This is a genomic window from Rhizobium sp. CFBP 13726, assembly GCF_014841925.1.
GTDB classification, from domain to species: Bacteria; Pseudomonadota; Alphaproteobacteria; order Rhizobiales; family Rhizobiaceae; genus Neorhizobium; species Neorhizobium soli.
This window is the reverse complement of sequence record NZ_JACYUU010000006.1, coordinates 202,047-228,767: the sequence shown is the minus strand read 5'-3', so window position 1 is coordinate 228,767 and position 26,721 is coordinate 202,047. Positions and strand designations below refer to the sequence as shown.

Genomic DNA, 26,721 nt, shown 5'->3' with positions numbered 1-26,721 from the left:
TTCGAGCCTCCGGCTTCGGGCAAGGTGCGATGTGGTATGTCTTGTCGATAAGCGGCAATTGGACGGAGACAGACCGGTCATGTCGGTAAGAAAAACGAGCCTGCGAAAGCAGGCCGATCTCATTTGTGGCGTGGCGATGAGCTGCGGCCTGGACGCTTGTAAAGAGGCGGCAAATGGGCGGTGGAAGAAAGACCTTGCCCGGCTTGCGCCGGTGAGCTTGGCACGTCCAGCTGCAGCGTTCCTGGCGGGGACGGTGCTCTCAGGCGTGGCTGGGATGGCGCATGCACAGGAGGCCGGCACGGTCGGCCCGCACATGTTCTCGTCGACCCAGGTGATCTGGTCGTCGCTGGTGCTTGGCGCGCTGGGGGCTGCCCTGCTGTCGGCCGTCTGGCTGGTTCGCCAGCGCGGCAACATGGAAGCCGAAACCCAGGATATGCGCAGCGCGCTGTCGGATGCGCAGCAGCGGATTTCCAAGTACGAAGCGCTGATCGCCGACAAGAACCGCCGCATCGTGGTGTGGGAAAGCGGCTACTCCAAACCTGAGTTCCTGGGCCAGTTGCCGGCTGAAACCGGTGCGCCGCAGCAGGATCGCGATTTTCTCGCCTTCGGCCGCTGGCTGCGCTCTTCCTCGGCAATCGAGCTTGAAAAGGCGATCGACGCTCTGCGCGGCGAAGCCCGCAGCTTCGATCTGGTTCTTGAAACCAACCGCGACGAAATCCTTGAGGTGCAGGGCCGCGTTTCGGGCGGAAAGGCGTTTGTCCGCTTTATCGCGCTCAACAACCTGCGCGCCGAGCTTGCCGAACTGAAGATCGAACGCGAACGGCTGACCCACTCCATCTCGCTTTTCCACTCGCTGCTCGACACGATCGAACAGCCGGTCTGGCAGCGCGACGCACAGGGCAGGCTTGCCTGGGTCAACCACGCCTATAGCGATGCCGTGGAAGCCAAGGTTCCGACGCAGGCCGTTGACGAAAGCCGCGAATTCCTGGGCACGATCGCGCGTGAGAAAATCCGCGCCGTCGCAACAGCCAACTCGCCTTTCCACGACCGCATCTCCACTGTCGTGCGCGGCAATCGTACCGTGTTCGACGTTGTCGATGTCGTGGCAACGAACGGTTCCGTCGGCATTGCGATCGATGTGTCGGAAGCCGAATCGGTGCGCGAAGAGCTGAAGCGGACGCTCAACAGCCACGCCGAAACGCTGGACCATCTCGCGACACCCGTCGCGATCTTCGACGGCGAACGGCGGCTGCAATTCTACAACCAGGCTTTCGTCCAGCTGTGGGGCCTTTCCCTGCCCTTCCTCGAATCGCGGCCGGATAATTCCGAACTGCTCGACAAGCTGCGCGCCAACGGCAAGCTGCCGGAAGAGCTCAGCTGGCGCAACTGGAAGGAATCGGCGCTGTCGATCTACCAGGCGCTCGATACCAAGACCGATACCTGGCACCTGCCGAACGGCCAGACGCTGCGCGTCATCGCCACCGCGCACCCTCGCGGCGGCGCCACCTGGGTGTTCGAGAACCTGACAGAACAGGTCGATCTCGAAACCCGTTACAACACGCTGGTTAAGGTTCAGGGCGAAACGATCGACCACCTTGCAGAAGGCGTGGCAGTGTTCGGCCCTGACGGCCGAATCACACTGTCCAACCCCGCTTTCCGTGCGCTCTGGGGCGTGACCGCCGACGAGACCAAGCCGGGCACCCATATCAAGGCGATCGAGAAAGCCTGCGCGCCATCCTATGACGAGCCGGACGGCTGGCGTCATTTCGGGCAGATGCTGACCAATTTCGATGACGAACGGGCCTCGATTCAGGGAACGTTCGAGCTCTATTCCGGCCTGATCCTTGATTATGCCGCGACGCCTTTGCCGAATGCCCAGACGATGTTCACCTTCGTCGACATGACGGCCAGCGCGCGTGCCGAGCGGGCACTCAAAGAAAAGAACGAGGCGCTGCAGAAGGCAGACGAGCTGAAGAACGATTTCGTCCAGCACGTTTCCTACGAGTTGCGGTCGCCGCTGACCAACATCATTGGCTTCACGGATCTCCTGAAGACGCCCGGCATGGGCGAATTGAACGAGCGACAGGCCGAATATATCGACCACATCTCCACGTCCTCGTCGGTGCTTCTCACCATCGTCAACGATATCCTTGATCTTGCGACCGTCGATGCCGGCATCATGCAGCTGAACTATTCGCAGCTGGCCGTGGACGAGCTTTTGGACGACGTAGCGATGCAGATCGCCGACCGGCTCCACGAAAATACGGTGACGCTGGAAATCATCGCGCCGACGGCACTCGGAACCGTGTTTGCCGACGAGCAGCGGCTGAAGCAGATCCTGATCAAGCTTCTGATGAACGCCACCAATTTTGCGCCCGAGGGGTCCGCAATCTCGCTGAATTGCTGGCGCGACGAGAGCAACGTGTTCTTCTCGGTAACTGACAGAGGCCCCGGCATTCCTCCTGACATGCTGAAAACGGTGTTCGACCGGTTCAAGGCGAACGCCAAGGGCGGCAAGCGCAGCGGTGCTGGCCTTGGTCTTTCGATCGTCGAAAGCTTCGTTACCCTTCACAACGGGGACGTCTCGATCGACAGCCGGGCCGGACAGGGAACGGTGGTTACCTGTCGCATTCCGGTTGGAGCGCGGACCCGTTCGGTCGCGGCCGAATGATCGCTGCGCCTGGCGATAGCATTGTCGTGGCACTGGCCGACGAGGCCGAGACAATTCTGTTCGGCGAGGATCTGGTGCTGGCGCTGAAGGCTGGCGACTGCCTGGCTCTTTCGGGCGATCTCGGCGCCGGCAAATCGACGCTGGCGCGTGCCTTTCTTCGGGCCATGGCGGACCAGGACGATCTGGAAGTGCCAAGCCCCACTTTCACGCTGGTCCAGATCTATGAACTGCGCATTCCCGTGGCGCATTTCGATCTCTATCGGCTGGCCGATCCGTCTGAGCTCGACGAACTCGGTTTCGACGAAGCGCTTTCTTCCGGTATCTGCCTTGTCGAATGGCCGGAAATGGGCGGCGACCTCCTGCCCGCGGATCGCATCACGCTGACGCTCGAGCATGAGACGAACGGCCGACGGGCGACGATTACGGCACCGGAAGCAGCCCTTGCCCGCATTCGCCGGGTGATCGCCATCCGCGAGTTTCTGCGCACTCACGGTCATGCCGATGGCCGACGCCGGTTCCTGACCGGCGATGCCTCGATGCGGGCCTATGAAACCGTTCTGACCGAATCAGCCGAAAAGGTGATCCTGATGGACTGGCCGAAGCGGCCCGAGGGTCCGCCGGTTCTCGACGGCAAGCCCTATCCGAAAGTGGCGCATATTGCCGAGGACGCCTATCCGTTCGTGGCGATCTCCGATTACCTGCGCGGCATCGGCCTTTGCGCCCCTGAGGTGCTTGCCGTGGATTATGACCAGGGCATTCTCCTCATCGAAAACCTCGGCCAGGATGGCGTGCTCGACGAGGACGGCCAGCCGATCGCCGAACGCTACCGCGAAAGCGTCGTGGCGCTGGCCTATTTGCACGGCCATGAGATCCGGCAGGACCTTCCCGTCGACGGCTCCCACACGCATCACATTCCGGATTTCGATCCGGTCGCGATGAAGATGGAAGCGCGGCTTCTGCTCGACTGGTATCTGCCGTGGAAGCGGGACGGACAGCCTGGAGAGGACGAGCGAGAAGAGTATCTCTCGATCTGGGACGGGCTGATCGCAGAGCTCGGCAGCGCGGAGAAAAACCTGCTCCTGCGCGATTTCCATTCGCCGAACATCATCTGGCGTTCACAGGCATCCGGCGTGCACCAGGTGGGCCTGATCGATTTCCAGGATGCGATGATCGGCCCGACGGCCTATGACCTCGCGTCACTGGTTCAGGACGCCCGCGTCGATATTCCCAAGGTTCTGGCCGATCAGATGATGATCGACTACCTGACGCTGCGCCGCGCACTGGGCGGATTTGACGAAGCGGGTTTCCTCAAATCCTGGGCGATCATGGCGGCACAGCGCAACTGCAAGCTTGCCGGGCTCTGGGTTCGACTGCGCGAACGCGACGGCAAGCCGCAATATATGAAGCATATGCCGCGAACATTGCGCCATCTTTCGACGGCACTCGCGCATGAAGCACTCGCGCCCTTGCGCGATTGGTGCCACAGGGCTGGTATAGCGCTTCCCGAATCATAAATACGGTTGCATGGACATGACCAACGCCCCGATCACGCAGGCTATGGTGCTGGCGGCAGGGCTCGGTACCCGGCTTCGCCCGATCACCGATACGATGCCGAAGCCGCTGGTGCCCGTCGCCGGAAAGCCGATGATCGATTACGGGCTCGATGCCCTGGCCGACGTCGGCGTGACCCATGCGGTCGTCAACGTCCATCACTTCGCCGACCGGATGGAAGCGCATCTCGCCGCCTATCCGCGCCTTGAGATCATTGTGTCCGACGAGCGGGCGCAGCTGATGAATTCGGGTGGCGGCTTGAAGCAGGGTCTGTCCCTGCTTCAACCAGGCTTTGTCTTCGTCATGAATGCCGACCTGTTCTGGATCGGCGAAAAGCCTGGCGAGCCCACCAATCTTGAGCGCCTGGCCGGGTTTTTCGATCCGCAGCGCATGGATATGGCACTGCTTTGCGTGCCGCTGGAGCGCACCACCGGACACAACGGCAAGAAGGATTTCCAGCTGTCCTCCGACGGCCGGCTTTCGCGTTACGTTGAAGGCGAAGATAACCCGGTCGTCTATGCGGGCGCGATCGTCATGCACACGTCGCTTCTCGACGACGCGCCTGACGATGCCTTCAATCTCAACATCTATTTCGACCGCGCGATCCAGAACGATCGGCTGTTCGGCCATGTGATGGATGGCGAATGGATCACCGTCGGCACGCCGGAAGCGCTGCCTGAAGCCGAAGCCGTGATCGCCCGCCACAAAGCGGGGGCCTGATCGATGTCGGATGTATCGCCGAACCGTCTCTTCTCCATCCCGTCAGGTGCGCCTTTCCTGAAGACGCTAGCCGCAGCACTCTGCGACGGGCGACTGAACGAGACGTTTCGCTACGATCCCCAAAATCCGCTGTCGCTGGCTGACGTCACCATTTTTGTGCCGACGCGCCGTTCGGCCCGCGTGCTGCGCTCGGAATTCGTCGATCTTCTCGGCGGTCGCGCCGCGATCCTGCCGGTCATCCGGCCGCTTGGCGAAACCGACGACGATCAGGGGTTTTTCGATCTCGTGGCGCCCGAGGAAATGGATCTGGCCCTGCCGATCGGCGGCACGGCGCGACTTCTCGAACTCGGACGGCTGATCCTTGCCTGGCGCAACCAGCTGCCGAAGATCGTGCTGGACGTGCATTCGGAATCGCCGCTTGTCGCGCCCGCAAGTCCTGCGGATGCGATCTGGCTTGCCCGTGCGCTGGCGGAACTGATTGATGCGATCGAAACCGAGGAACGCGACTGGAAGGATCTCGACAATCTCCAGACCGGCGAACATGCGCTGTGGTGGCAGCTGACCGCCGAATTTCTGAAGATCGCCAGCGGCTTCTGGCCGACGCGGCTTGAAGAGCTGAAACGCTCTTCGCCGGCAAAGCATCGCGCTTCGATCCTGCGCGGCGAAGCGCGACGGATTACCGAGCGGGAGCACAAAGGCCCCGTGATCGTTGCCGGCTCCACCGGGTCGGTGCCGGCAGCGGCCGAGCTGATCGCGGCGATCTCCAGGCTTGCCGAAGGCACGGTTGTCCTGCCGGGTCTCGACATGACGATGCCGCAGGACCAGTGGGACATGGTTGGCGAGGAAAGCTTTGACGGCAAGCCCGACCCTTCGAGCCGCAGCCATCCGCAGTTCGGTTTGTCTCGCCTGTTGAAGAAGATCGGTGCCACGCGTGAGGATGTCACTGTCATCGGCGAGATGCAGGCCGATCTCGCCTTTCGCGCCGAGGCGATCTCGCAGGCGCTGGTGCCTGCCAAGGCGACCGATCGCTGGAATACGTGGCGCCAGGAAGCCGACCCTGAAAGGCTGCGCGCGGCCTTTGCCGATGTCGCGCTGATCGAAGCTGCCAACGAGCGCGAGGAAGCAGTGGCGATTGCCATCGCGTTACGGCTGGCGCTGGAAAAACCCGGACGCAACGGTGGCGAGGCCCAGGCGGCGCTGATCACCCCCGACCGCGCGCTCGGCCGCCGCGTCACCGCAGAGCTTGCCCGTTTCGGCATCCTCGCCGATGATTCGGCCGGTTCGGCGCTTTCGGGCACGCCGCAGGGCACGTTGACCCAGCTTCTGCTGGAAGCCACGCTTCGCCCCGGCGACCCTGTGGCGATCGTGGGTCTCCTGAAACACCCGCTGATACGGCTTGGCCTTCCACCGGCCGAGCTACGCGCCGCGATCGATGCGCTGGAAGTGCTGGCACTCCGCGGTGGCGTCGGCGACATGGATATTTCAGCACTTGAGCCGCTTCTCGATGCGCAGCTGACCGCGATCCTCGAAGACCGGCACATGCCGCATTGGCGCAGCTCGTTGCCCGAAGGCGCGGTCGGTCAGGCAAAGGATATCACAAAGCGGATATCGGCGGCGGTCGAACCGCTGGTGAGCGCCTTTATCCGCCGCCGGGCGGATGGACGCGGGTTGACGGCAAGACTGACGCTGTCCGATTGGGCGACACGCACCGGGCGCGCGCTCGAGGCGCTGTGCATCGACGAGCGCGGTGATCTCTCGGCCCTCTGGTCGGGCGAGCCCGGCGAACGTCTCTCGGGTCTGCTGGGCGAAGTGATCGAGACGGAAGGCCAGATCGAGGCCGACGGACCGCAGTGGATCGACATCGTCATGGCGCTGACGACAGGCGAAGCGGTCAAGCCACGATCGCTTGCGCATCCTCGGGTGTTTATCTTCGGAACGCTGGAAGCGCGGCTGCAAAGCGTTGATACGATGATCCTCGGCGGTCTCAACGAAGGCTCCTGGCCGGGACAGACAGTCAACAACCCGTTCCTGTCGCGTTCGATGAAGACCGACATGGGTCTGGAACCGCCCGAACGGCGGATCGGCCAGCTGGCGCACGATTTCGAAATGGCCTGCGGCACCCGCAACCTGATCTTTTCCCGCTCCACACGGCAGGGATCGACGCCGACGGTTGCTTCCCGCTGGCTGCAGAGACTGCTGGCACTGGGCGGCAAAAGCTTTGCCGACAAATTGAAGGCGCGCGGCAAGGATGTCCTTCACTGGGCATCGCTGATCGATCGCGGCGACAACCAGCAGCCTGCCAGGCGCCCTGCCCCCAAACCGCCGGCGGAGCTGCAGCCGGTCAAATATTCGTTCAGCGAAGTCGGACGGCTGCGCCGCGACCCCTATTCGATCTATGCACGGCGCATCCTGAAGCTCGATCCGCTGGCGCCGTTCAACGAGGACCCGGGTGCCGCACAGCGCGGCACGCTCTACCACGCCATTATCGACCGCTATACGCGCGAAGGCCACAAGCCCGGTACGCCGGTTTCACGTGAAGCAATGCAGCACATCACGCGGGAGCTGTTCGACGCCGAACAGCTCCCGCCGCATATCGACCGGGTCTGGCGGCCGCGCTTCGTCGAGGTCGCGCGGGCGTTTCTCGACTGGGAAGAGCGTCGCGCACCGGAAGTCCGCAGCAGCGTTACGGAAGCCGGTGCCGGTTTCGACGTCGAGGGCGCCGGCATCCGGGTCACGGGCATTGCCGACCGGATCGACATCAAGCGGTCCGGCGAGGCCGATATCATCGACTACAAGACCGGCCTCAATCCTTCCATACTGCAGGCCAGGTCGTTACTCGATCCGCAACTTGCCTTGGAGGCAGCGGCGCTGCAGGCAGGCGCCTTCAAGACGATGGGCATCCAGCGGCCCGGCGATCTTCTTTATGTCCGGCTTCGACCCGGCGACCGGTTCAAGGAAGACCGGATCAACAATGAGGGCGCAACCGCGAATGCCAAACGCCAGCCGAAATCGGCGATCGATCTGGCGCAGGAATCGATCGACCAGCTGACCAAGTTCGTCGTCAAGCTGCGTCAGGGCGATGCGGGGTTCGCCTCGCGGCTGGTCCCGTTTGCTCAGGGTGATTTCGGAGGTGAATACGATCACCTCGCCCGCGTTGCCGAGTGGTCGACCGCGGATGACGACGGAGAGGCAGACGCCGATGAGTGATCTTTTCACGCAACTGCCTGAGAACCCGGCTTCGGATCTGCCAGATGGAGACGACCCGATCCACTGGATCGACTGGACCACGGTTCAGCAATCGCGCGCCTCTGACCCGGCCAGTTCCGCCTGGGTGTCGGCCAATGCCGGCTCCGGCAAGACACATGTTCTGACCCAGCGGGTGATCCGGCTTCTGCTTGCCGGATGCCGCCCCTCCGCCATCCTCTGCCTCACCTATACCAAGGCCGCGGCGTCCGAAATGTCAAACCGTGTGTTTCAGCGGCTGTCGGAATGGACGGTTCTTTCCGACGAGGAGTTGCGCACGCGGATTTCGGCTATCGAGGGTCATGAGCCGGATTCGCTGAAAATTGCCGAGGCGCGGCGGCTGTTTGCGAAGGCGCTGGAAACGCCGGGTGGACTGAAGATCCAGACGATCCACGCCTTCTGCGAAGCCCTGCTGCACCAGTTTCCGCTGGAGGCCAATGTGGCCGGCCATTTCTCCGTGCTCGACGACCGTGCCGCCACTGCTCTCCTCTCAGAGGCGCGGCGTTCGCTGCTGACGGCGACATCTGCTGAAGACGATCCGGATCTGGCGGAAGCCTTTGCCCATGTGCTCGATCTCGGCGACGAGTTCGGGCTGGAGGCGCTGCTGTCCGATATCGTTGCCAGACGCACGGCGATCCGCAAGTTTACCGCGGAGAATAACGGTGGCATCGGCCCGGAACTGAAACGGGTTCTCGGGCTCGACCCTGCCGATAGCGAAGACAGCATTGCCGCCACCTATTGGCCTCTGCCCCAGCTTTCCGGCATCACGCTCGATCTCTATCTGTCGCTTGCCGATCAGAAGGGCGGCTCGACCGTCCATGAGGTGGCCTATGGTTTGCGCCTGGTCGCCAAGGAGCCGGACGTCTTCAAGCGCGCCGCTTATCTCGACTCCATCTTTCTGACGGCCAAGGGAACGGTGAAGTCGGATCGCAGCCTGATCGCCAGCGCCATGACCAAGATCGCACCGGAGCTTGCCGGCGCGATCGATGCGGCGCGAGAGCATGTTCTGAGCTGCCGGAACCGGTTGCGGCTGTTTCGCCTGTTTGCGGCCACCAAGGCGGCGCTGACACTCGCCGCACGCCTGACCGACGACTACGAGGACCTGAAACGGGGCCGCAGCCTTCTCGATTTCGAGGATCTGATCGCTCGTACCGCCGATCTTCTCACTCGCGACGGTGTCGGCGCCTGGGTGCATTACAAGCTCGACCAGGGCATCGATCACATTCTGGTCGACGAGGCGCAGGATACCAGCCCGATCCAGTGGACCGTGATCAAGTCGCTGGCGGAGGACTTTTATTCCGGCAACAGCGCGCGCGATACGCGCCGCACGATGTTTGCCGTCGGCGACGAGAAACAGTCGATCTATTCGTTCCAGGGCGCGCGGCCGGAGCGGTTTGCCGAGGAACGCAGCGCGACGCAGAGGCAGGTGGTTGCCAGCGGCCAGCCGTTCCATGCGATCCGCCTGCCGCTGTCCTTCCGGTCGACAGCCGACATTCTTTCTGCCGTCGATCAGGTGTTTTCGATCGAGGAAAACGCCAAGGGCCTGTCTGCAATCGGCGATCCGGTGCAGCACCGTTCAAACCGCATGGGTCATCCCGGCGCGGTCGATCTGTGGGACGTGGTGGCGCCGGAGGTTTCCGAACAGGAAGACGACTGGACGGCGCCGTTCGATTCGACCCCGGACAAGGCACCGGCTGCCATTCTCGCCTCTCGCATCGCCGCCCGGATCGGCGAGATGATCGGCCGCGAGACGATCATCGAAAAGGGCGTGGAACGGCCGATCGAGCCGGGCGACATTCTCGTTCTCGTGAGAAAGCGCGACGCCTTCGTTAACGCACTGACGCGGGCGCTGAAACGCCGCGACAACATTCCCGTCGCCGGTGCCGACCGGCTGAAGCTGACAAGCCATATCGCGGTGCAGGATCTGCTGGCGCTTGGCCGCTTTCTGCTTCTGCCGCAGGACGACCTGTCGCTTGCAGCGCTTCTCAAAAGCCCGCTATTCGATCTGTCGGAGGAGGACGTGTTCGAGGTTGCGGCGCTCAGATCCGACGATGACAGCGCCTGGACGCAGCTCAAGCGTCTTGCCGAAGAACAGCCGCTGCGGTTTCGCGATGCCGCCGAGCGCCTGCAGCATCTGCTGACACTGTCGCGCCTGCTCAGCCCGCATGATCTCTATGCCCGTATTCTGGGGCAACACGGCGGACGGCGGAAGTTTCTCGGACGGCTGGGCACAGAGGCGGGCGACATTCTCGATGAATTGCTCACCTTCGCGCTCGATCACGAGACATCCGGCCTGCCCGGCCTGCAGGCCTTCGTGTCGACGCTGGAGCTCGAAAGCCCGGAGGTGAAGCGCGAACAGGATGGCGGCCGCAACGAGGTGCGGATCATGACCGTGCATGCCTCCAAGGGTTTGGAAGCGCCGGTCGTGTTCCTCGTCGACAGCAACTCGAAATCCTTCATTCCGTCGCATGTCCCGAAATTTCGTTTGCTGAAGACCGTCCATGGCGATGTTCCGGCCTGGCTTGCGGGCAAGACTTTGTCCAACCCGCTGACGGCGGCGGACGACGAGCGGTTGAAGACATCTGCCGAAGAAGAGTACCGGCGGCTTCTCTATGTGGGCATGACCCGCGCTGCCGATCATCTGGTGATTTGCGGCTATCGTGGCAGCCGCGACAACCCTGACAGCTGGCAGGCGATGATCGCGCGGGCCTTGTCGGCGAGCGGTCAGCATTGCAGCCCGACTACATTCTCCGGACCCGAGGGCGAGTGGAGCGGCCTGTCCTGGCGTTTGCCCCAGGCGCCCGGCAAGGCTGCTGCCAAAGCGGACCACGCAGGTGCAGGCGGCTCGGAACGGGAGGCATTCGCCCCTACCCTGCCCACTGCCCTCTCCCGGCCGCTTCCCCCACGAAAAATCCTGCCGAGGCCACTTAGCCCGTCTGGTGCCGGCACGATGATCGATGACGACGATGATGATCTGATCGTCACATCGCCCCTGTTTGGAGACAAGGCGACCGGCAGCCTGGCACTGCAAAAAGGCAAGCTGGTGCATCGGATGCTGCAGATGCTGACCGACTTCCCGGACGGTGAACGCGAGGGTGCAGCCCGGCGTTATGCCGACCGCGCCGCCCGCTTCTGGCCGCCGAGCGAACGCCAGAGCCTGGTCGCGAGTGTCATGTCGGTTCTGTCTCTCCCCGAGCTTGCGCCGGTTTTCTCGGCTCGCAGCCAGTCGGAAGTGTCGATCATGGGGACGCTGACGCTGGAGGGGCAGGACTATGCCATTTCGGGCCGGATCGACCGGCTGGTCGAGATGGAGGACCGCGTCATCATCCTGGATTACAAGACGAACCGCTTTCCGCCGGGCACTGCCGACGACGTGCCATTGACCCATCGGGCACAGCTCGCGATCTACCGCGAAATCCTCACGCCGCTTTATCCGGGCAAAGCGATCGACTGCGTGCTCGTCTACACCGAGACGGCAAAGGTGATATCACTGGGTGTGGAGCTGATGTCCCGTTCGCTTGCAGAACTTAAGACAAAGTGACATGACGGACATTGAAAATAGTGAGTGCCGATCTCACATCTGGGTCAACAAGAATCGAAGGAGAGCCCAATGGCTACCGTGAAAGTCGATACGAACAATTTTCAGGCTGAAGTTCTGGACGCCGTAGAGCCGGTCGTCGTCGATTTCTGGGCCGAATGGTGCGGCCCGTGCAAGATGATCGCTCCGAGCCTTGAAGAGATTTCGACGGAACTCGCCGGCAAGGTGAAAGTCGTCAAGCTGAACATCGATGAGAACCCGGAACTGGCTGCCCAGTTTGGTGTGCGCTCGATCCCGACCCTTGCCATGTTCAAGGGCGGCGAAGTGGCCGACATCAAGGTTGGCGCTGCGCCAAAGACGGCTCTAGCAGCCTGGATCTCCAGCGCCGCTTAAGCTTCTGTTTCACGTGAATCCAAAAACCCGGCTGATCGATCAGCCGGGTTTTTTGTTATCTGCTGTTGATAGATCCTGTCCGTCATCAGACCGGTGGCGTGCCATTGTCGGCGAGTACATTGCCGGCGAAATAGAGTGAGCCGCCGATCAGGATACGGGGCGGCGGACTGCCGGGCAGCTGGCGCCGGGTGATTTCCTGCAAGGCTTCGATGGTGGAACCAGCGGGTTCGGCGACCAGGCCAGCGTCGAACGCAGCATTGGCCAGCACAACCGGATCGAGGCCTGCCTCGCTATCGCGGATGCGGACGGTAAAGACGTGTTCGCCGAGATCGGCAAAGGCCCGGAAATAGCCGACGGGATCCTTTGTATTGATCATGCCGGTGACGAGGTAGAGCGGCCGGGGCTGGCGTTCCTCGAAGGCGGCCATGGCTTCGGCAATCACTTCGCCTCCGGCCGGGTTGTGCCCGCCGTCCAGCCAGATTTCCGAACCCGGGGGCGCGAATTCGAGCAGTTTGCCTTGGACCAGCTTTTGCAGGCGGGCCGGCCATTCGACTATGCCCATCGCCTTTTCCATCGTCGCATCCGTTACCGTGAAACCGGCGGCCTTGACGGCGCGGATGGCAGCAGCGGCGTTGGCGAACTGGTGGCGGCCCGGAAGGCGCGGCAGCGGCAGGTCTTGCAGACCGTCTTCGTCCTGGTAGATCAGCCGCCCGAATTCCTCATGGGCGGAGAAATCCTGGCCATAGATGGAGAGCGGACAGCCCAGCCGTTCGGCAGTCGCAACCAGAACCTCGCGGGACGCGTCGAATTCCTGGGCGCCGACCACGACCGGGCGACGGCGCTTCATGATGCCGGCCTTTTCCGCTGCGATCAGTTCGACCTTGTCACCCAGATAGGCCTGGTGATCGAGCGCGATCGGCATGATCACCGAGACGGCGGGGTCGGTGATGACGTTGGTCGCATCGAAGCGACCGCCCAAGCCCACTTCCAGCACTACGGCATCGGCCGGCTGTTCGGAGAAGATCAGGAAGGTTGCTGCCGTCAGGATTTCGAACACGGTGATCATCTGGCCGGCATTGGCATCGCCGACGCGGCGAAGCGCATCCGCCAGAAGCGCATCGTCGACAAGCTGGCCGCGGCCGCCCTTGACGCCGATGCGAAACCGTTCGTGCCAGCGCACAAGATGCGGTGAGGTGTGGACATGCACGGAGTAGCCACCCGCTTCGAGAAGCGCGCGGCAAAAGGCGGTGCAGGACCCCTTGCCGTTGGTGCCGGCCACATGAATGACCGGCGGCAGTTTCAGATGTGGATTGCCGAGCACCTCAAGGAGGCGGGTAATGCGCTCGAGCGACAGATCGAAACCCTTCGGGTGAAGGGTCATCAGCCGCTCGATTTCCTGCTCGGCCGCACTTGCCACGGGCTGGTTCATCGTCGTCATCCCGAAGCTCCGGCTCCGATCACGTTAGGTCAGAACCGGTGTTCAGGCGCTGACGGCGACAGGGGCGGCAAGGAATTCCTGATCGGGCTGTCTCATCAGCATCTTCAGGATCCGCGCCAGCGTTGCCGGGATATCGTGGCGCTTGACGACCATATCCACCATGCCGTGCTCAAGCAGGTATTCTGCTGTCTGGAAGCCTTCTGGCAGCTTTTCGCGCAGGGTCTGTTCGATCACGCGCTTGCCGGCAAAGCCGATCTCGGCGCCCGGTTCGGCGATATGGACATCACCGAGCATGGCATAGGAAGCGGTCACGCCGCCGGTGGTCGGGTTGGTCAGCACACAGATATAGGGAAGGCCTGCTTCCTTCAGCATGTCGACGGCAACCGTGGTGCGCGGTAGCTGCATCAGTGACAGGATGCCTTCCTGCATGCGGGCGCCGCCAGAAGCCGGGAAGATCACCAGCGGGCACTTTTCCTTCAGCGCACGCTCGGCCGCCTTGACGATCGCTTCGCCGGCCGCCATGCCGAGCGAACCACCGATGAAGTTGAATTCGTGCACGACGGCGACGAGTTTAACGCCATGGACGGAACCGAGACCGGCGAGGATCGTGTCCTCCTGATCGGTCTTGATACGGCTGTCCTTCAAGCGGTCAGCATATTTCTTGGAGTCGCGAAACTTGAGCGGATCCTGGGCGACCTTCGGCTGCACCAGCGATTCGAACTCGCCGTCGTCGAACATATCTCTCAGACGCGCCTTGGCCGGCATCTTCATGTGGAAGCCGGAGGCGGGAATGACCCACTTGTTCTCTTCGAGATCCTTGTGGAAGACCATTTCCCCGGTTTCCGGGCATTTGATCCAGAGATTTTCCGGCACATCCCGATCGGGACGGCCGAGCATGGAGTTGATGCGCGGCCGGACGTAATTGGTGATCCAGTTCACTGGGCGTACTCCGAGTTTGGACTTGTCAGGCCTATCTGGGCCAGTTATTCGGCGGCAACAAGGCGGGCGGAACGCACACCGGTGGCCAGGCCGCGGACGAAGGTGGAAACGGCAGATACCGTATCTGGCGTCGCAGCGCCATCCTTGGTGAGACTGCCGGCAACCTGCGCAACGATTGCACTGCCGACGACGACACCATCAGCCGCAGCGCCGATGGCTTGCGCATGGTTGGCGGTCTTGACGCCGAAGCCGACGCAGACCGGCAGGTCGGTATGACCCTTGATGCGGGAGACAGCGCCCGAGATCAGCGACAGATCCGGCAGAGCGGATCCGGTAATGCCGTTCATCGAAACGTAATAGACGAAGCCCGACGTGTTGTGCAAAACCGTCGGAAGGCGCTTTTCGTCCGTGGTCGGCGTGGTCAGACGGATGAAGTTCAGCCCCTTGGCGATCGCCGGGATGCAAAGCTCGTCATCCATTTCAGGCGGCAGGTCGACGATGATCAGGCCGTCGATTCCGGCTTCCAGCGCGTCATCAACAAACCTGTCGACGCCGTAGATATAGATCGGATTGTAGTAGCCCATCATGACGATCGGCGTCGCGGCATCGGTCTTGCGGAATTCGCGGGCGAGATCCAGCGTCTTGGCGAGCGTCTGGCCGCCTTTCAGCGCGCGCTGCCCCGCCATCTGGATTGCCGGACCATCGGCCATCGGGTCGGAAAAGGGCATTCCGAGTTCGATCACGTCGGCGCCGGCATCCGGCAGAGCCTTCATGATGGCCAGCGACGTGGCGAAATCAGGATCGCCGCCCATGAAATAGGTGATCAGTGCCGGGCGGCCTTCGGCCTTCAGATCGGCAAAACGCTTGTCCATCCGTGCGGTCATGTTCAGAGCCCCATTCCAAGGATTTTGCCGACAGTGAAGATGTCCTTGTCGCCACGACCGCACAGGTTCATGACGATGATTTCGTCCTTGGACATCTTTGGTGCGCGCTTCATGACTTCGGCCAGTGCGTGCGAGGGTTCGAGCGCGGGGATGATGCCCTCGGTGCGCGTCAGGAACTGGAAGGCTTCGAGCGCTTCGGTATCCATGATCGGGACGTATTCGACACGTCCCATGTCTTTCAGCCAGGAATGCTCCGGGCCGATGCCGGGATAGTCGAGACCGGCCGAGATCGAATGACCTTCCTTGATCTGTCCGTCGCCATCCTGCAGCAGATAGGTGCGGTTGCCATGCAGAACGCCAGGGGAGCCTGCCGTCAGCGAGGCGCAGTGCTCCTCGCCGTTGAGGCCCTTGCCGCCGGCTTCGACGCCGACGATCCTTACGCTGTCATCATCGAGGAACGGATGGAATAGGCCGATCGCATTCGATCCACCGCCAACGGCTGCTACCAGCATGTCGGGCAGACGGCCTTCGGCTGCCAGCATCTGTTCCTTGGTTTCGCGACCGATGACCGACTGGAAGTCGCGCACCATTTCCGGATAGGGATGCGGACCGGCAGCGGTGCCGATCATGTAATAGGTGTCATCGACATTGGTGACCCAGTCGCGCAATGCCTCGTTCATGGCATCCTTGAGCGTGCCGTGGCCTGACGTGACCGGGATCACCTCGGCGCCCAAAAGCTTCATGCGGAAGACATTGGGTGCCTGGCGCTCGACATCTGTCGCGCCCATGTAGACGACGCAGGGCAGGCCGAAGCGGGCAGCGACCGTGGCCGAAGCGACGCCATGCTGGCCGGCACCGGTTTCAGCGATGATGCGCGTCTTGCCCATGCGCTTGGCAAGCAGGATCTGGCCAATGCAGTTGTTGATCTTGTGGGAGCCAGTATGATTGAGCTCGTCGCGCTTGAAATAGATCTTGGCGCCGCCGAGTTCTGCCGTCATGCGCTCGGCGAAATAGAGCGGGCTGGGCCGGCCGACATAGTGTTTGCCGAGATCGGTAAGCTGCTTTTGAAATCCGGGATCGGTCTTCGCCTTTTCCCATTCGCCCTGCAGATCGAGGATCAGGGGCATCAGGGTTTCCGCGACAAAGCGGCCGCCGAAAATACCGAAGAGGCCGTCCTCGTCGGGACCGGAACGGAACGAATTCAGTTTTGGGGTCTCGTTCACTTTCAACTCCTTCAGCGTTTCGTAGCGACGTCTGCCGCATCGAAGAACGCATCGATCATGCCCAGATCCTTGGCGCCTGGCGCGCTTTCGACACCGGACGATACATCTATGCCGCTTGCCCGCGTCGATGAGAGCGCAGTCGCGACATTATCCTTGTTCAGGCCCCCGGAAAGCATGTAATCCACGCTCTGGTCAAGCGACGCCATGGCCTTCCAGTCGAAGGAAACGCCGTTGCCGCCCGGAAGATCGGAGCCAGCCGGTGCCTTCGCGTCGAACAGAAAACGGTCAGCCACACCTATATAGGCATCGACCCCTGCAAGATCATCCGCGGACTTGACAGAAAACGCTTTCATGACAGGCAGACCGTAGAGCGCCTTGACGTGCAAAATCCGTTCCGGGCTCTCGTGACCGTGGAGCTGAAGCATGTCCGGGCGAAGCAGCGAGACGATATCGTCCAGTTCCTCGTCATCGGCATCCACCGTGACCGCAACGATCTTAGCTCTACCACGCACCCGGTCCGCCAGGTCTCCGGCGATCTCGGGCGCGATGTTACGCGGGCTCTTGGGGAAGAAGATAAAGCCGATATGGGTTGCGCCACGCGTCACCGCGCGATCGACCGCTTCTTCAGTCTTGAGGCCGCAGATCTTGATATCCGGTTTCATGTGCGCGGATTGGCACGAAACGCGCCCGGAGTCGAGCCCTTCAGCGGTTTGGTGGCGTGACAGTTCGGCACGGACTCCTCTTCTCAAGACCTCAGGCAATCATCCGGGGCGTGATTCGGTTCTCCACCACGATCCTGCACGCGAAAGGACATGCTCGCCGACATCATCACAACCAGAACCTCGGTCAAAAGAGCAGGTTTTTCCGGGAAAATAGACGTTCTCGATTCAGGTTTGATTTATTAGGGTTTTGCCAGTAACTTATTCCACAGCAAATTGTTTCTTGAAATGTTTTCGCAGGGGGTAGTCATGGCGGCAAGAGGTGCGAACTTTGTGCGCGCTGCAATGTGCCTTGCCGCGGTGAGCGCTCTTTCAGCCTGCACTCAGACGACTGCGTCGCTCGATTCCAAGTCTTCGAAGACACGAACTGCCCAGGTCAATGTGGGTTCGGCAAAGCAGGTCTACACCTATTCGTCCAGCGACCGCGAATGCCTCAAGCGCGCGATGTATTTCGAATCAAGGCGCAGCAGCCCCGATGGTTTCATGGCTGTCGGCAGCGTCATCATGAACCGCCTGACCTCAGGTCTTTACCCTGAGACGATCTGTGGTGTCGTGGGGCAGGAAAAGCAGTTCGCGCCGGGTGTGATGACCCGCAAGATGGACGAAAACACTGCGCCGCAGCTGAATGAAGCAGCGGAAGCCGTGCTGAAGGGCAAGCGCCACCCCGATGTGAAGGAAGCGATGTTCTTCCACACGAAGGGCCTGCGCTTCCCCTACAAGAACATGCATTACGTGGCTGATGCCGGCGGCAACGTGTTTTACGAAAAGCGCGACGAGGACGGCAACTTGCAGACGCCAGAGCCGAAGCCTGCCGGGGCCTATGTCATGATGGCTGAAGGGACGATCGTACCAACGCCGGGAGCGATGAGCATGATCGCACGGGCCGAGCCTGTTCGTGAACAGACACCAAGCCCCGTTGCCGTTGCGTCCGCAGCAACGCAGCAGCCCTTGCCGGGTGTTGCCTCTGTCACAACTGTTGCCGACACATCTTCCGCCGCTGTCGCAACAGTGCAGCCTGTTTCCCATTCGCCCAGCATGATGCAGGCCTACCAGGCCGGCGCTGGCATGGATGCGGCAAGTGCTGCCATTCTTTCGACTGAAGCCTTGCCCAATAGCGGGCCTCTGCCGAAACGGCGCCCGGCGGGTGCCAAGACCGACACAGCCGGCGACATGGTAATGGTCGCGCCGACTCCGCGTCAGTTCCCGGCTCGCACAGCTACACCTTGATCTCTTCGTCCAGTTTCCGTTTGTTTTAGCCGGGCTTCAGCTGAAATCCAGCGCGTGAAGCTGCGAGCCATTCTGCTTCAGCCATTTGCGCGCCTCTTCCATCCTCGGGCAAAGCTGGTGGCAGAGAGCCCAGAACTTTGGCCCGTGGTTCATTTCCTTCAGATGCGCCACTTCGTGGGCTGCGAGGTAATCGATCACCAGCGGCGGCGCCATGACGATGCGCCAGGAAAAGCTCAGGTTTCCGTCCCAGGAACAGGATCCCCACCGGCTTCTCGTGTCTTTCAGCGTGACTGATGCGACCGGCTTGCGGATCGATGCGGCATGGCGAAAAGCCAGCAACTCCATATCTCTACGTGCTTCTTTTTTCAGAAATGTCGCGACCCGACGGCCGAGATGATCCTCCAGCCCGCTTACCCTTACCACCGGCACGCCATCGACCACGGCGATTTCCGTCAGGCCGCGAAGCGTTCCGGTATGGTCGATGCGGTGCTGAACGCCGCGAATCGGCACGAAGCCGCCTGAGCGGATGGGATTGTCGGTGGAGAATTTCGAGAGCTTCGTAAGCAGCCAACCCTGATGGCGCTCGAGAAATTCCTCGATCTCGCTGTTTCGAAGGCCTGCCGGCACAGTGAGATTAAGCGCGCGGCCGCCGGGCTCGATGCGCAGCGTGATACGAGTGGCGCGACTGTTTTCCTTGATCGTCAGCGGCAAAGCGCGGTTTCCGACTTCAAGCGTGCGCTTCACGGTTTCGAGCGGTTTCGGGCGGGCGCGAAGGGGCTTCTTGAGGAGCGCGAACATGTAGCCTTTCTAGCCGATTCGAGAGCACCGTTCTCATGAAAAAGCCGGCGTCGCAAGGACGCCGGCTCGTTACGTTTTCAGAAGATCCGTTTGACCGATCAGACGTCGACGACCGGGTTCTGGCCGGAAGCGTTGCTGTTACGGCGCTCGCGCATGAAACGATCGAACTCTTCCTGATCTTTGGCACGGCGAAGCTCGCGGGAATAGCTGTCGAACTCATCGCGCATTTCGTCGAGCTTGCGGCGTTCTTCATCCATGCGGTTGAGTTCGGCCTTGCGCCAATCGTCGAAGGCAACGTTGCCTGTCGAGAAATGCGTGTTGTAGCCAGCGGCGCGGCTTCTGGAAAACCATCGGCTGGTCTTGCCGGCCCATTCGTCGGCGCGATTATTGGCATCGCGCTTGAAGCCGCGAAGCCGATCCCCGAAGATGATATAGGCAAGCATGGCCAAGCCAAGAGGCCAGAAGACCACGAAACCGAGCACCATTAAACCAATGGTGGCCGGCGTCCATTCCGGACGAATCAATGCAGACTGGTTCATGGGTTACACCCTTCAGTTCAATGCGGAGTGGCCTGATGCCAGCCCGATGATATCCGATTTGGTGAGCCTCAGACCCGCCTTCAAGAAGACAGGTCGCTAAATCCAAGAACATGCTGAAATACCTTGAAGAAATCCAGATACCGGCATCGAACCGGATCTGCTCTCAGGTCGGCGAATCACCCTTGGTATTGCGCTTCCGGGATGGGGGCTTGGCAGTCTTGGTATCGGCCATGGCATGCTTACGGGTGAATTCGATAATGCGGGGGGCGATTTCGCTGCGGAAACGCGAGCCGTTGAAGACGCCGTAATGCCCGACATCGGGCTGCATGTAATGCTGGCGCTTGTCATCCGGGATATTCGGACAAATCGTGTGTGCCGCCTTTGTCTGGCCGACGCCGGAAATATCGTCGTTTTCGCCTTCTACCGTCAAAAGAGCGACGGAGCGGATCGCCTTCGTATCAACAGGCATCGCGCGATGCATCATCTCGCCCTTCGGCAAGGAATGACGGATAAAGACGGCATCGACGGTCTGCAGATAGAATTCTTCCGTCAGATCCATCACCGCGAGATATTCGTCGTAGAATTCGCGGTGTTTTTCGGCAGGCTCGCCATCGTTCTTGACGAGGTGCTCGTAGAACTCCTTGTGAGCGGTGACGTGGCGGTCAAGATTCATCGACATGAAGCCGGAAAGCTGCAGGAAGCCCGGATAGACACGCCGCATGAAGCCCGGCTGCGGAAACGGTACGCTCATGATGACATTGTCGCGAAACCATTCGAGTGGGTGATCTCCGGCGAGTTTGTTGACGGCTGTCGGATTGCTGCGGGTATCGATCGGTCCGCCCATCAGCGTCATCGAGGCGGGCGCCATCCGATCACCGCGGGTTTCCATCACCGCAACGGCGGCAAGCACAGGCACCGACGGCTGGCAGACGCCGACCACGTGGGTGCCGGGACCGATCTGATGCAGCATCTCGATCAGGTAGTCGATGTAATCGTCGAGATCGAAGCTGCCCTCGGTGACCGGAACCATGCGGGCATCGATCCAGTCGGTGATGTAGAGATCCGCATGCGGAAGCAACGCCTCGACCGTGCCACGCAGCAAGGTGGCATAGTGACCGGACATTGGCGCGACGAGCAGGATCTTCTGGTCGGCCGGGCACGCGGCGGGCAGATCGCGGCGAAAATGCAGGAGATTGCAAAAGGGCTTTGCCCAGAGGATCTCTTCGGTGACCATGACCGGCTTACCGTCGACCACCGTTTCCGGAAGATTGAAGCTCGGCTTTCCATAGCGTCGCGTCATCCGCTCGAACACTTCGAGACTGGCCGACATGGAGCGGCCAAGTGCTGTCTGGGCGAACGGGTTCATAGGATTGTCGGAAATGAAGCGCATGGCATCCGCGGCGGCCCGGAACGGCGCCATGGCGGCATGGTTCAACTCATAGAGCTGGTAGAACATGAAATCGGGCTCTCCTCATCCCTGGTCCGATATCCGTCAAAGCGGTGGCGGGCAAAACGTTCCGCCATCGGAATGCAGCATGGCTAGCACTTGTGGAGGTAGTTATGAAAGGGCGGCGGTTTACCACCGCCCTTCCCTCGCTGCAGCACGCCTTGCCAATGCCAGCGATCGATCAGATATCGGCGACGAATGTCTGTTTCTGGGTGCCGAGACTATCGATGCCGAGTTCGACAACGTCGCCGGCTTTCAGGAAGCGCGGGGGCTTGAGGCCAAGGCCGACGCCCGGAGGCGTACCCGTGGAGATGACGTCTCCCGGATGCAGCGACATGAACTGGCTGAGATAGGAGACGAGGAAGGCGACCCCGTAAACCATCGTCTTGGATGAGCCGTTCTGCATCTTTTCGCCGTTGACCGTCAGCCACATTCCAAGGTTCTGCGGATCCGCGACCTCGTCCTTGGTGACAAGCCATGGGCCAATCGGTCCGAACGTGTCGCAGGACTTGCCCTTGGTCCACTGGCCCGCGCGTTCTGTCTGGAAGGCGCGCTCGGAGACGTCGTTGGTCAGGCAGTAACCGGCAACGTATTCCAGCGCCTCGGCTTCCGACACGTATTTCGCGGTCTTTCCAATCACGACACCGAGTTCAACTTCCCAGTCGGTCTTTTCCGATGTGCGCGGAATGACGACGTCGTCGTTGGGTCCGACGATGGCGGAGGTGGCCTTCATGAAGATGATCGGTTCCGGCGGCACGGTGGCGCCGGTTTCGGCCGCGTGGTCGGAATAGTTGAGGCCGATGCAGATGAACTTGCCGGTGCCCGTCACGCAGGCGCCGATCCGATCGGCAGACAGTTCCGGCAATGTCGACGCGTCGATCGCGGCAATCTTCGTCAAACCCTCGGGCGAAATCGCCTCCCCGCCGATATCCGCGACATGGCCAGACAGATCACGGATCTTGCCATCCTGATCGAGCAATGCCGGCTTCTCCTGGCCCACAGGTCCTACACGCATCAATTTCAAGGTCTTATTCCTCCAGTTGTCAGACAAGTGTTTATGCAAAAAAGAGGCGCGATTGTCACCCCTCTTTCTGCCATCTGCGGTTCATTGCAAAGCAGCCCTAACTGCCTAGATTGGGTAAGACCCAAACTTGAGAGGACACTATGACGACCAGCAACAGCCGGACTTCGGAATTTCCAATCGACGCTTTCTTTCTCGATCGCTGGTCGCCGCGGGCCTTCGAGAAGGAAGCCATCGATCGGGAAACGATGCTGACCATTCTGGATGCCGCGCATTGGGCGCCCTCTTCCGGCAACAGCCAACCTTGGCGCTTTGTCTACGCGTTACATGGTACCGAGGATTTCACCAGACTTGCGGATCTACTCGTTCCGGGCAATCGGCGCTGGGCAGAAAACGCGGGCGCGCTGGTCTTCTTCGTGTCGAAAACCTATCGCGTTTCCAAGGATGGCGAACGTCGCGAGGGCTATACGCATTCTTTCGACACGGGCGCCGCGTGGTTCTCAATCATCTGCCAGGCGATGAAGCTTGGGTATCATGCGCATGGCATGGAAGGGTTCGACAAGGAAAAGGCTGTTGGCGAACTTGGTTTGCCTGAGGGTTTCAGGGTGGAAGCCGCAGCGGCGATCGGGCGCATGGCAGCCAAGGACACGCTGCCGGAGGACTTGCGCGAGCGTGAGGTTCCAAGCCAGCGCAAGCCTGTATCGGAAGTCGCTTTCGAAGGAAGGTTTGCCGGCGAAGAATAATTGTTTCACGTGAATCGTCCATCCACAGGTTAGATTCACGTGAAACAGATTTCTGCTGGACAAACAAAAATGGCGGCCGGGAGGCCGCCATTTTTGCACGATGAAAAGATTGCTAGATATCGAGGTTGGCGACGTTCAGCGCGTTCTCTTGGATGAACTCGCGCCGAGGCTCGACCTCGTCGCCCATCAAACGCGAGAACAGGCCGTCTGCATCCGTCGCATCGGGAACCTTGACCTGAAGCAGCGAGCGAACGTTGGGATCAAGCGTTGTTTCCCACAGCTGCTCGGCATTCATTTCACCAAGTCCCTTATAGCGCTGCATGGACAGTCCTTTGCGTCCCGCCGCAAAGATCGTGTCGAGAAGGGCGCGTGGACCTGAAATATCCTGCTCGCTATCCTTGCGGGCAAGAACTGGCGACGTGCTATAGATCTCCTGCAGACGCGACGACATCTGGTCGATATGGCGGGCATCGGCAGAGCCGATCAGAGCCACATCGATCACGGCGACTTCCTTTACGCCACGAACCATCCGCTCAAAGCGCATGCCGCCTTCGTCGGTGACGTGACCCGACCAGCCACGCTCGGTTTCCTCGGCGATCATATCGAGACGCTTGGCGACTTCGTTAGCCGTCTGCTGGGCCCGTTCGGGGTTATCCGTCAGATCTGGATGAAGCGCGCCGGCAATGGCTGCCTGCTCGATGATCGAGCGGTTGTAGCGAGAATGCAGTCCCTCGATGATCGAGCGGATGCGCAATGCATCCTGGATGACTTCGCGCATATCCTGGCCGGCACGGACTTCACCGGAGCCGAGGGTCAGGGTCGTATCTTCCAGCCCCATGCCGATCAGATACTCTTCCAGAGCCTGCTCGTTCTTCAGGTACTGGATCGACTTGCCTCGCGTCACCTTATAAAGCGGCGGCTGGGCAATGTAGATGTGGCCACGCTCGATCAGTTCCGGCATCTGACGGAAGAAGAAGGTCAGCAGCAGGGTTCTGATATGGGCGCCATCGACATCGGCGTCCGTCATGATGATGATCTTGTGATAACGCAGCTTGTCAGCGTTGAACTCATCCTTGCCGATCGATGTACCCAGAGCGGTAATCAGCGTGCCGATTTCCTGGCTGGACAGCATCTTGTCGAAACGGGCGCGCTCGACGTTCAGGATCTTGCCGCGGAGCGGTAGGATCGCCTGGGTATCACGCGAACGGCCCTGCTTGGCGGAACCACCAGCGGAGTCACCCTCAACGAGGAAGACTTCGGACTTGGCCGGATCACGCTCGGAGCAATCGGCGAGCTTGCCGGGAAGCGAGGCGATATCGAGCACGCCCTTGCGGCGGGTGAGTTCACGAGCCTTGCGGGCCGCTTCGCGGGCAACGGCAGCTTCCACCACCTTGCCGACCAGGATCTTCGCTTCAGCCGGATGCTCTTCAAGCCAGGAGCTCAGCGCTTCGTTGACAAGGCTTTCGACAACCGGGCGCACTTCCGAGGACACGAGTTTGTCCTTGGTCTGAGACGAGAACTTCGGATCCGGCACCTTCACGGAAAGAACTGCGGTCAGGCCTTCTCGGCAGTCGTCACCGGTGAGCGAAACCTTTTCCTTTTTCATGATGCCGGACGAATCCGCATAGGATGTGATCTGGCGAGTCAGCGCACCACGGAAGCCCGCCATATGCGTGCCGCCATCGCGCTGCGGAATGTTGTTGGTGAAGCAGAGAACGTTCTCGTGGTAGCTGTCATTCCACCACATCGCGACTTCCACCGTCATGCCATCCTTCTCGCCCTTGATGGCGACAGGCTTTTCGACGAGCGGCTTCTTGGAACGGTCGAGATATTTGACGAAGGCTTCGAGGCCGCCGTCATACAGCATTTCCTCTTCCTTCACGTCGGGCTTGCGCCGATCCGTGAGCCGGATTCGAACGCCGGAGTTGAGGAAGGCGAGTTCGCGAAGGCGGTGCTCGAGTGTGCCGTAATCGAACTCGGTCATGGTGAAGGTTTCGGTGCTGGCGAGGAAGGTAACTTCCGTGCCGGAGCGACCTTCATAATCCCCGATGACCTTCAGCGGCGCATCGGCGACGCCGTGCGTGAACGAGATCTCGTGAACCTTGCCTGAGCGACGGATCTTCAGCTTGAGCCAGACCGAAAGCGCATTGACGACCGAGACGCCAACGCCGTGCAGGCCGCCCGAGACCTTGTAGGAATTCTGGTCGAACTTACCGCCGGCGTGGAGCTGGGTCATGATGACCTCGGCTGCCGAGACGCCTTCGCCGGTATGGATATCCGTCGGAATGCCGCGACCGTTGTCGGTGACGCTAACCGAGCCATCCGCATTGAGCGTGACCGTGACGATATCTGCATGGCCGGCCAAGGCTTCGTCGATCGCGTTGTCGACCACTTCGTAGACCATGTGATGCAGACCCGAGCCGTCGTCTGTGTCGCCGATATACATGCCTGGGCGCTTTCGCACCGCATCCAGGCCCTTTAGAACCTTGATGGAATCGGCACCGTATTCGGCACTCGCGCCGTGATCGCTGACGGGTGTGTCGGTCATTCAGTCTCTTCCAGTTGGTTAAAATACCGGCGAGCGAATCACCGGAGTCTCCGCCTTGAATATAGGGAATTCAGGGCGGTTTCTAAAGGTTGGTGCCTCGCAAAATGCCTGGAAAGGCGTGGATGCGCAGAGATTTCCAGGGCAATTCAAGCCTTTTGCAGAAGTCTTCGCATTTCCTCTAGCACGTCCGGCGGCAAAGAGCGAATCCGTGCCGCCAAGGCGTTGGCAAATGCGGTGTATGCAGGCGCCAGGCCTGTCGTGTCGAGGACCACTTTCGGGCGCGAGGCTTCTGCGACCCGAAACAATTCTTCCGCTTCATCCCAGATGATGTTAAAATAGCCGGTGATACGCTGGAGCAGCTCGAATGTGGGCCGGCCCCGTTTGCCATGTTCCAAGGCCGACAGATAGGCAGGCGTAACCCCGATCGCCTCTGCCAGTTGCCTCTGGGTAACTCCCTTTTTGGCACGCAGCTGTCGAAGCGCTTCACCAAAAGGCGTCACAGGACCGATCCCCGATAATCCGCACGGCTCTTTGAAAGCCGCACGTACATGGCGCCCTCGCCACCATGGTTTTGGGCTGCCCATTCGTAGGACGAGATCAGGAAACGAAATTCGGCCTTCGAGAACCACAGCGGCACCGCACGGCGCAGAACCCCCTCGCCGCCCACCGAGCGGCCCTTGCCGGTGATGACAAGAACATGGCGCAGACCGCGATCATGGGCACTGTAAAGAAAATCGAGCAGCAGATCGTGGGCGGCGTCCTGGTAGAGACCATGCAGATCGAGCCGAGCATCGATCGCAAGGCGACCCTTGGCGAGCTTCTTCCGGGTGGGTTTTTCCAGCGGATGATGAATGCCGGCAGGCTTTTTCACCTTCGGCGCGACTGCCGCGAAGGCATCGCTGACACGCTGGGTTGGCGGTACCGGGGGCTTAGAGACTTCATCCTCTGCCGCCAGTCGTGCCGCCATTTCCTCTTCGAAGGCAGCGATCTCTTTCATGCGCCCAGGCAGAGCACGGGCGGATTTCGCCACCTTGCCCCAAAGGATGCGTTCATCTGAACTGAGTTTTCGATCCTTCATG

At 61.0% G+C, this 26,721-nt stretch carries 20 protein-coding genes; 8 read left to right on the top strand and 12 right to left on the bottom strand.

What is annotated here, in order from left to right; genetic code table 11:
* Positions 1 to 79: 79 nt before the first annotated feature.
* From IFT66_RS21855 to trxA, 6 genes are all read left to right on the top strand, one after another.
* Complete coding sequence (locus tag IFT66_RS21855; protein ID WP_192078922.1) at positions 80 to 2,671, top strand: PAS domain-containing sensor histidine kinase; 2,592 nt, start codon at positions 80 to 82, stop codon at positions 2,669 to 2,671.
* Positions 2,668 to 4,185: a tRNA (adenosine(37)-N6)-threonylcarbamoyltransferase complex ATPase subunit type 1 TsaE gene (gene tsaE, locus IFT66_RS21850; protein WP_192078921.1), complete on the top strand. Its 1,518-nt coding sequence runs from the start codon at positions 2,668 to 2,670 to the stop codon at positions 4,183 to 4,185. Before IFT66_RS21855 ends, tsaE begins: the two co-directional genes overlap by 4 nt.
* Before the next feature lie 16 nt (positions 4,186 to 4,201).
* Positions 4,202 to 4,942: a nucleotidyltransferase family protein gene (locus IFT66_RS21845; RefSeq protein WP_192078920.1), complete on the top strand. Its 741-nt coding sequence runs from the start codon at positions 4,202 to 4,204 to the stop codon at positions 4,940 to 4,942.
* Between the two features lie 3 nt (positions 4,943 to 4,945).
* Positions 4,946 to 8,149 carry a double-strand break repair protein AddB gene (addB, locus tag IFT66_RS21840; protein ID WP_192078919.1) on the top strand — a complete coding sequence of 1,068 codons (3,204 nt, stop codon included), beginning with the start codon at positions 4,946 to 4,948 and terminating at the stop codon, positions 8,147 to 8,149.
* Positions 8,142 to 11,726 carry a double-strand break repair helicase AddA gene (gene addA / locus IFT66_RS21835; protein ID WP_192078918.1) on the top strand — a complete coding sequence of 1,195 codons (3,585 nt, stop codon included), beginning with the start codon at positions 8,142 to 8,144 and terminating at the stop codon, positions 11,724 to 11,726. The genes addB and addA overlap by 8 nt, the downstream gene beginning before the upstream one ends.
* Positions 11,727 to 11,795: 69 nt before the next feature.
* Positions 11,796 to 12,116, top strand: a complete 321-nt coding sequence (trxA, locus tag IFT66_RS21830; protein ID WP_062462956.1) for a thioredoxin — start codon at positions 11,796 to 11,798, stop codon at positions 12,114 to 12,116.
* Between the two features lie 85 nt (positions 12,117 to 12,201).
* On the opposite strand, the gene IFT66_RS21825 is transcribed toward trxA, so the two are convergent.
* The 5 genes from IFT66_RS21825 to IFT66_RS21805 are packed head-to-tail and all read right to left on the bottom strand — an operon-like array spanning position 12,202 to position 17,262.
* A complete protein-coding gene (locus IFT66_RS21825; RefSeq protein WP_249406546.1) occupies positions 12,202 to 13,554 on the bottom strand; it encodes a bifunctional folylpolyglutamate synthase/dihydrofolate synthase in 1,353 nt (450 codons plus the stop codon).
* Positions 13,555 to 13,596: 42 nt separating this feature from the next.
* Positions 13,597 to 14,493, bottom strand: coding sequence for an acetyl-CoA carboxylase, carboxyltransferase subunit beta (accD, locus tag IFT66_RS21820; protein ID WP_192078917.1), 897 nt, complete (start codon positions 14,491 to 14,493; stop codon positions 13,597 to 13,599).
* Between the two features lie 44 nt (positions 14,494 to 14,537).
* A complete protein-coding gene (gene trpA / locus IFT66_RS21815; RefSeq protein ID WP_192078916.1) occupies positions 14,538 to 15,377 on the bottom strand; it encodes a tryptophan synthase subunit alpha in 840 nt (279 codons plus the stop codon).
* Positions 15,378 to 15,379: 2 nt separating this feature from the next.
* Complete coding sequence (gene trpB / locus IFT66_RS21810) at positions 15,380 to 16,600, bottom strand: tryptophan synthase subunit beta (RefSeq protein WP_192078915.1); 1,221 nt, start codon at positions 16,598 to 16,600, stop codon at positions 15,380 to 15,382.
* A gap of 11 nt (positions 16,601 to 16,611) precedes the next feature.
* Positions 16,612 to 17,262 (bottom strand): phosphoribosylanthranilate isomerase, encoded by a 651-nt coding sequence (locus IFT66_RS21805; RefSeq protein ID WP_192078914.1) that lies wholly within the window; start codon positions 17,260 to 17,262, stop codon positions 16,612 to 16,614.
* A 306-nt stretch (positions 17,263 to 17,568) separates the two neighbouring features.
* Between IFT66_RS21805 and IFT66_RS21800 the strand changes: the two genes are divergently transcribed.
* Positions 17,569 to 18,546: a cell wall hydrolase gene (locus IFT66_RS21800; RefSeq protein ID WP_249406545.1), complete on the top strand. Its 978-nt coding sequence runs from the start codon at positions 17,569 to 17,571 to the stop codon at positions 18,544 to 18,546.
* A gap of 36 nt (positions 18,547 to 18,582) precedes the next feature.
* On the opposite strand, the gene IFT66_RS21795 is transcribed toward IFT66_RS21800, so the two are convergent.
* From IFT66_RS21795 to IFT66_RS21780, 4 genes are all read right to left on the bottom strand, one after another.
* Complete coding sequence (locus IFT66_RS21795) at positions 18,583 to 19,344, bottom strand: M48 family metallopeptidase (RefSeq protein ID WP_192078913.1); 762 nt, start codon at positions 19,342 to 19,344, stop codon at positions 18,583 to 18,585.
* 98 nt (positions 19,345 to 19,442) lie between these two features.
* Entirely contained in the window at positions 19,443 to 19,883 is a 441-nt protein-coding gene (locus IFT66_RS21790; protein ID WP_113109957.1) for a DUF2852 domain-containing protein, read from the bottom strand.
* 163 nt (positions 19,884 to 20,046) lie between these two features.
* Entirely contained in the window at positions 20,047 to 21,339 is a 1,293-nt protein-coding gene (locus tag IFT66_RS21785) for a polyhydroxyalkanoate depolymerase (protein ID WP_192078912.1), read from the bottom strand.
* A gap of 172 nt (positions 21,340 to 21,511) precedes the next feature.
* Entirely contained in the window at positions 21,512 to 22,354 is an 843-nt protein-coding gene (locus tag IFT66_RS21780; RefSeq protein ID WP_192078911.1) for a fumarylacetoacetate hydrolase family protein, read from the bottom strand.
* 140 nt (positions 22,355 to 22,494) lie between these two features.
* Here IFT66_RS21780 and IFT66_RS21775 point away from each other — a divergent pair, with 140 nt between their 5' ends.
* Positions 22,495 to 23,094 (top strand): nitroreductase family protein, encoded by a 600-nt coding sequence (locus IFT66_RS21775; protein WP_092665198.1) that lies wholly within the window; start codon positions 22,495 to 22,497, stop codon positions 23,092 to 23,094.
* A 112-nt stretch (positions 23,095 to 23,206) separates the two neighbouring features.
* Here IFT66_RS21775 and gyrB read toward each other — a convergent pair whose 3' ends face one another.
* The 3 genes from gyrB to IFT66_RS21760 form a co-directional block, all read right to left on the bottom strand.
* Positions 23,207 to 25,642: a DNA topoisomerase (ATP-hydrolyzing) subunit B gene (gene gyrB / locus IFT66_RS21770; RefSeq protein ID WP_062577110.1), complete on the bottom strand. Its 2,436-nt coding sequence runs from the start codon at positions 25,640 to 25,642 to the stop codon at positions 23,207 to 23,209.
* Positions 25,643 to 25,788: 146 nt separating this feature from the next.
* Positions 25,789 to 26,142 (bottom strand): helix-turn-helix domain-containing protein, encoded by a 354-nt coding sequence (locus IFT66_RS21765; RefSeq protein WP_092665195.1) that lies wholly within the window; start codon positions 26,140 to 26,142, stop codon positions 25,789 to 25,791.
* Positions 26,139 to 26,720 carry a Smr/MutS family protein gene (locus tag IFT66_RS21760; RefSeq protein WP_082471708.1) on the bottom strand — a complete coding sequence of 194 codons (582 nt, stop codon included), beginning with the start codon at positions 26,718 to 26,720 and terminating at the stop codon, positions 26,139 to 26,141. The genes IFT66_RS21765 and IFT66_RS21760 overlap by 4 nt, the downstream gene beginning before the upstream one ends.
* Position 26,721 lies beyond the last annotated feature (1 nt).

What these genes read in the sequence shown, in the direction of transcription:
- IFT66_RS21855 (WP_192078922.1), top strand. Translation starts at nt 80, where the DNA reads ATGTCGGTAAGAAAAACGAGCCTGCGAAAGCAGGCCGATCTCATTTGT.
- tsaE (WP_192078921.1), top strand. Translation starts at nt 2,668, where the DNA reads ATGATCGCTGCGCCTGGCGATAGCATTGTCGTGGCACTGGCCGACGAG.
- IFT66_RS21845 (WP_192078920.1), top strand. Translation starts at nt 4,202, where the DNA reads ATGACCAACGCCCCGATCACGCAGGCTATGGTGCTGGCGGCAGGGCTC.
- addB (WP_192078919.1), top strand. Translation starts at nt 4,946, where the DNA reads ATGTCGGATGTATCGCCGAACCGTCTCTTCTCCATCCCGTCAGGTGCG.
- addA (WP_192078918.1), top strand. Translation starts at nt 8,142, where the DNA reads ATGAGTGATCTTTTCACGCAACTGCCTGAGAACCCGGCTTCGGATCTG.
- trxA (WP_062462956.1), top strand. Translation starts at nt 11,796, where the DNA reads ATGGCTACCGTGAAAGTCGATACGAACAATTTTCAGGCTGAAGTTCTG.
- IFT66_RS21825 (WP_249406546.1), bottom strand. Translation starts at nt 13,554, where the DNA reads ATGACGACGATGAACCAGCCCGTGGCAAGTGCGGCCGAGCAGGAAATC.
- trpA (WP_192078916.1), bottom strand. Translation starts at nt 15,377, where the DNA reads ATGACCGCACGGATGGACAAGCGTTTTGCCGATCTGAAGGCCGAAGGC.
- IFT66_RS21805 (WP_192078914.1), bottom strand. Translation starts at nt 17,262, where the DNA reads ATGAAACCGGATATCAAGATCTGCGGCCTCAAGACTGAAGAAGCGGTC.
- IFT66_RS21800 (WP_249406545.1), top strand. Translation starts at nt 17,569, where the DNA reads ATGGCGGCAAGAGGTGCGAACTTTGTGCGCGCTGCAATGTGCCTTGCC.
- IFT66_RS21795 (WP_192078913.1), bottom strand. Translation starts at nt 19,344, where the DNA reads ATGTTCGCGCTCCTCAAGAAGCCCCTTCGCGCCCGCCCGAAACCGCTC.
- IFT66_RS21790 (WP_113109957.1), bottom strand. Translation starts at nt 19,883, where the DNA reads ATGAACCAGTCTGCATTGATTCGTCCGGAATGGACGCCGGCCACCATT.
- IFT66_RS21785 (WP_192078912.1), bottom strand. Translation starts at nt 21,339, where the DNA reads ATGTTCTACCAGCTCTATGAGTTGAACCATGCCGCCATGGCGCCGTTC.
- IFT66_RS21775 (WP_092665198.1), top strand. Translation starts at nt 22,495, where the DNA reads ATGACGACCAGCAACAGCCGGACTTCGGAATTTCCAATCGACGCTTTC.
- gyrB (WP_062577110.1), bottom strand. Translation starts at nt 25,642, where the DNA reads ATGACCGACACACCCGTCAGCGATCACGGCGCGAGTGCCGAATACGGT.
- IFT66_RS21760 (WP_082471708.1), bottom strand. Translation starts at nt 26,720, where the DNA reads ATGAAGGATCGAAAACTCAGTTCAGATGAACGCATCCTTTGGGGCAAG.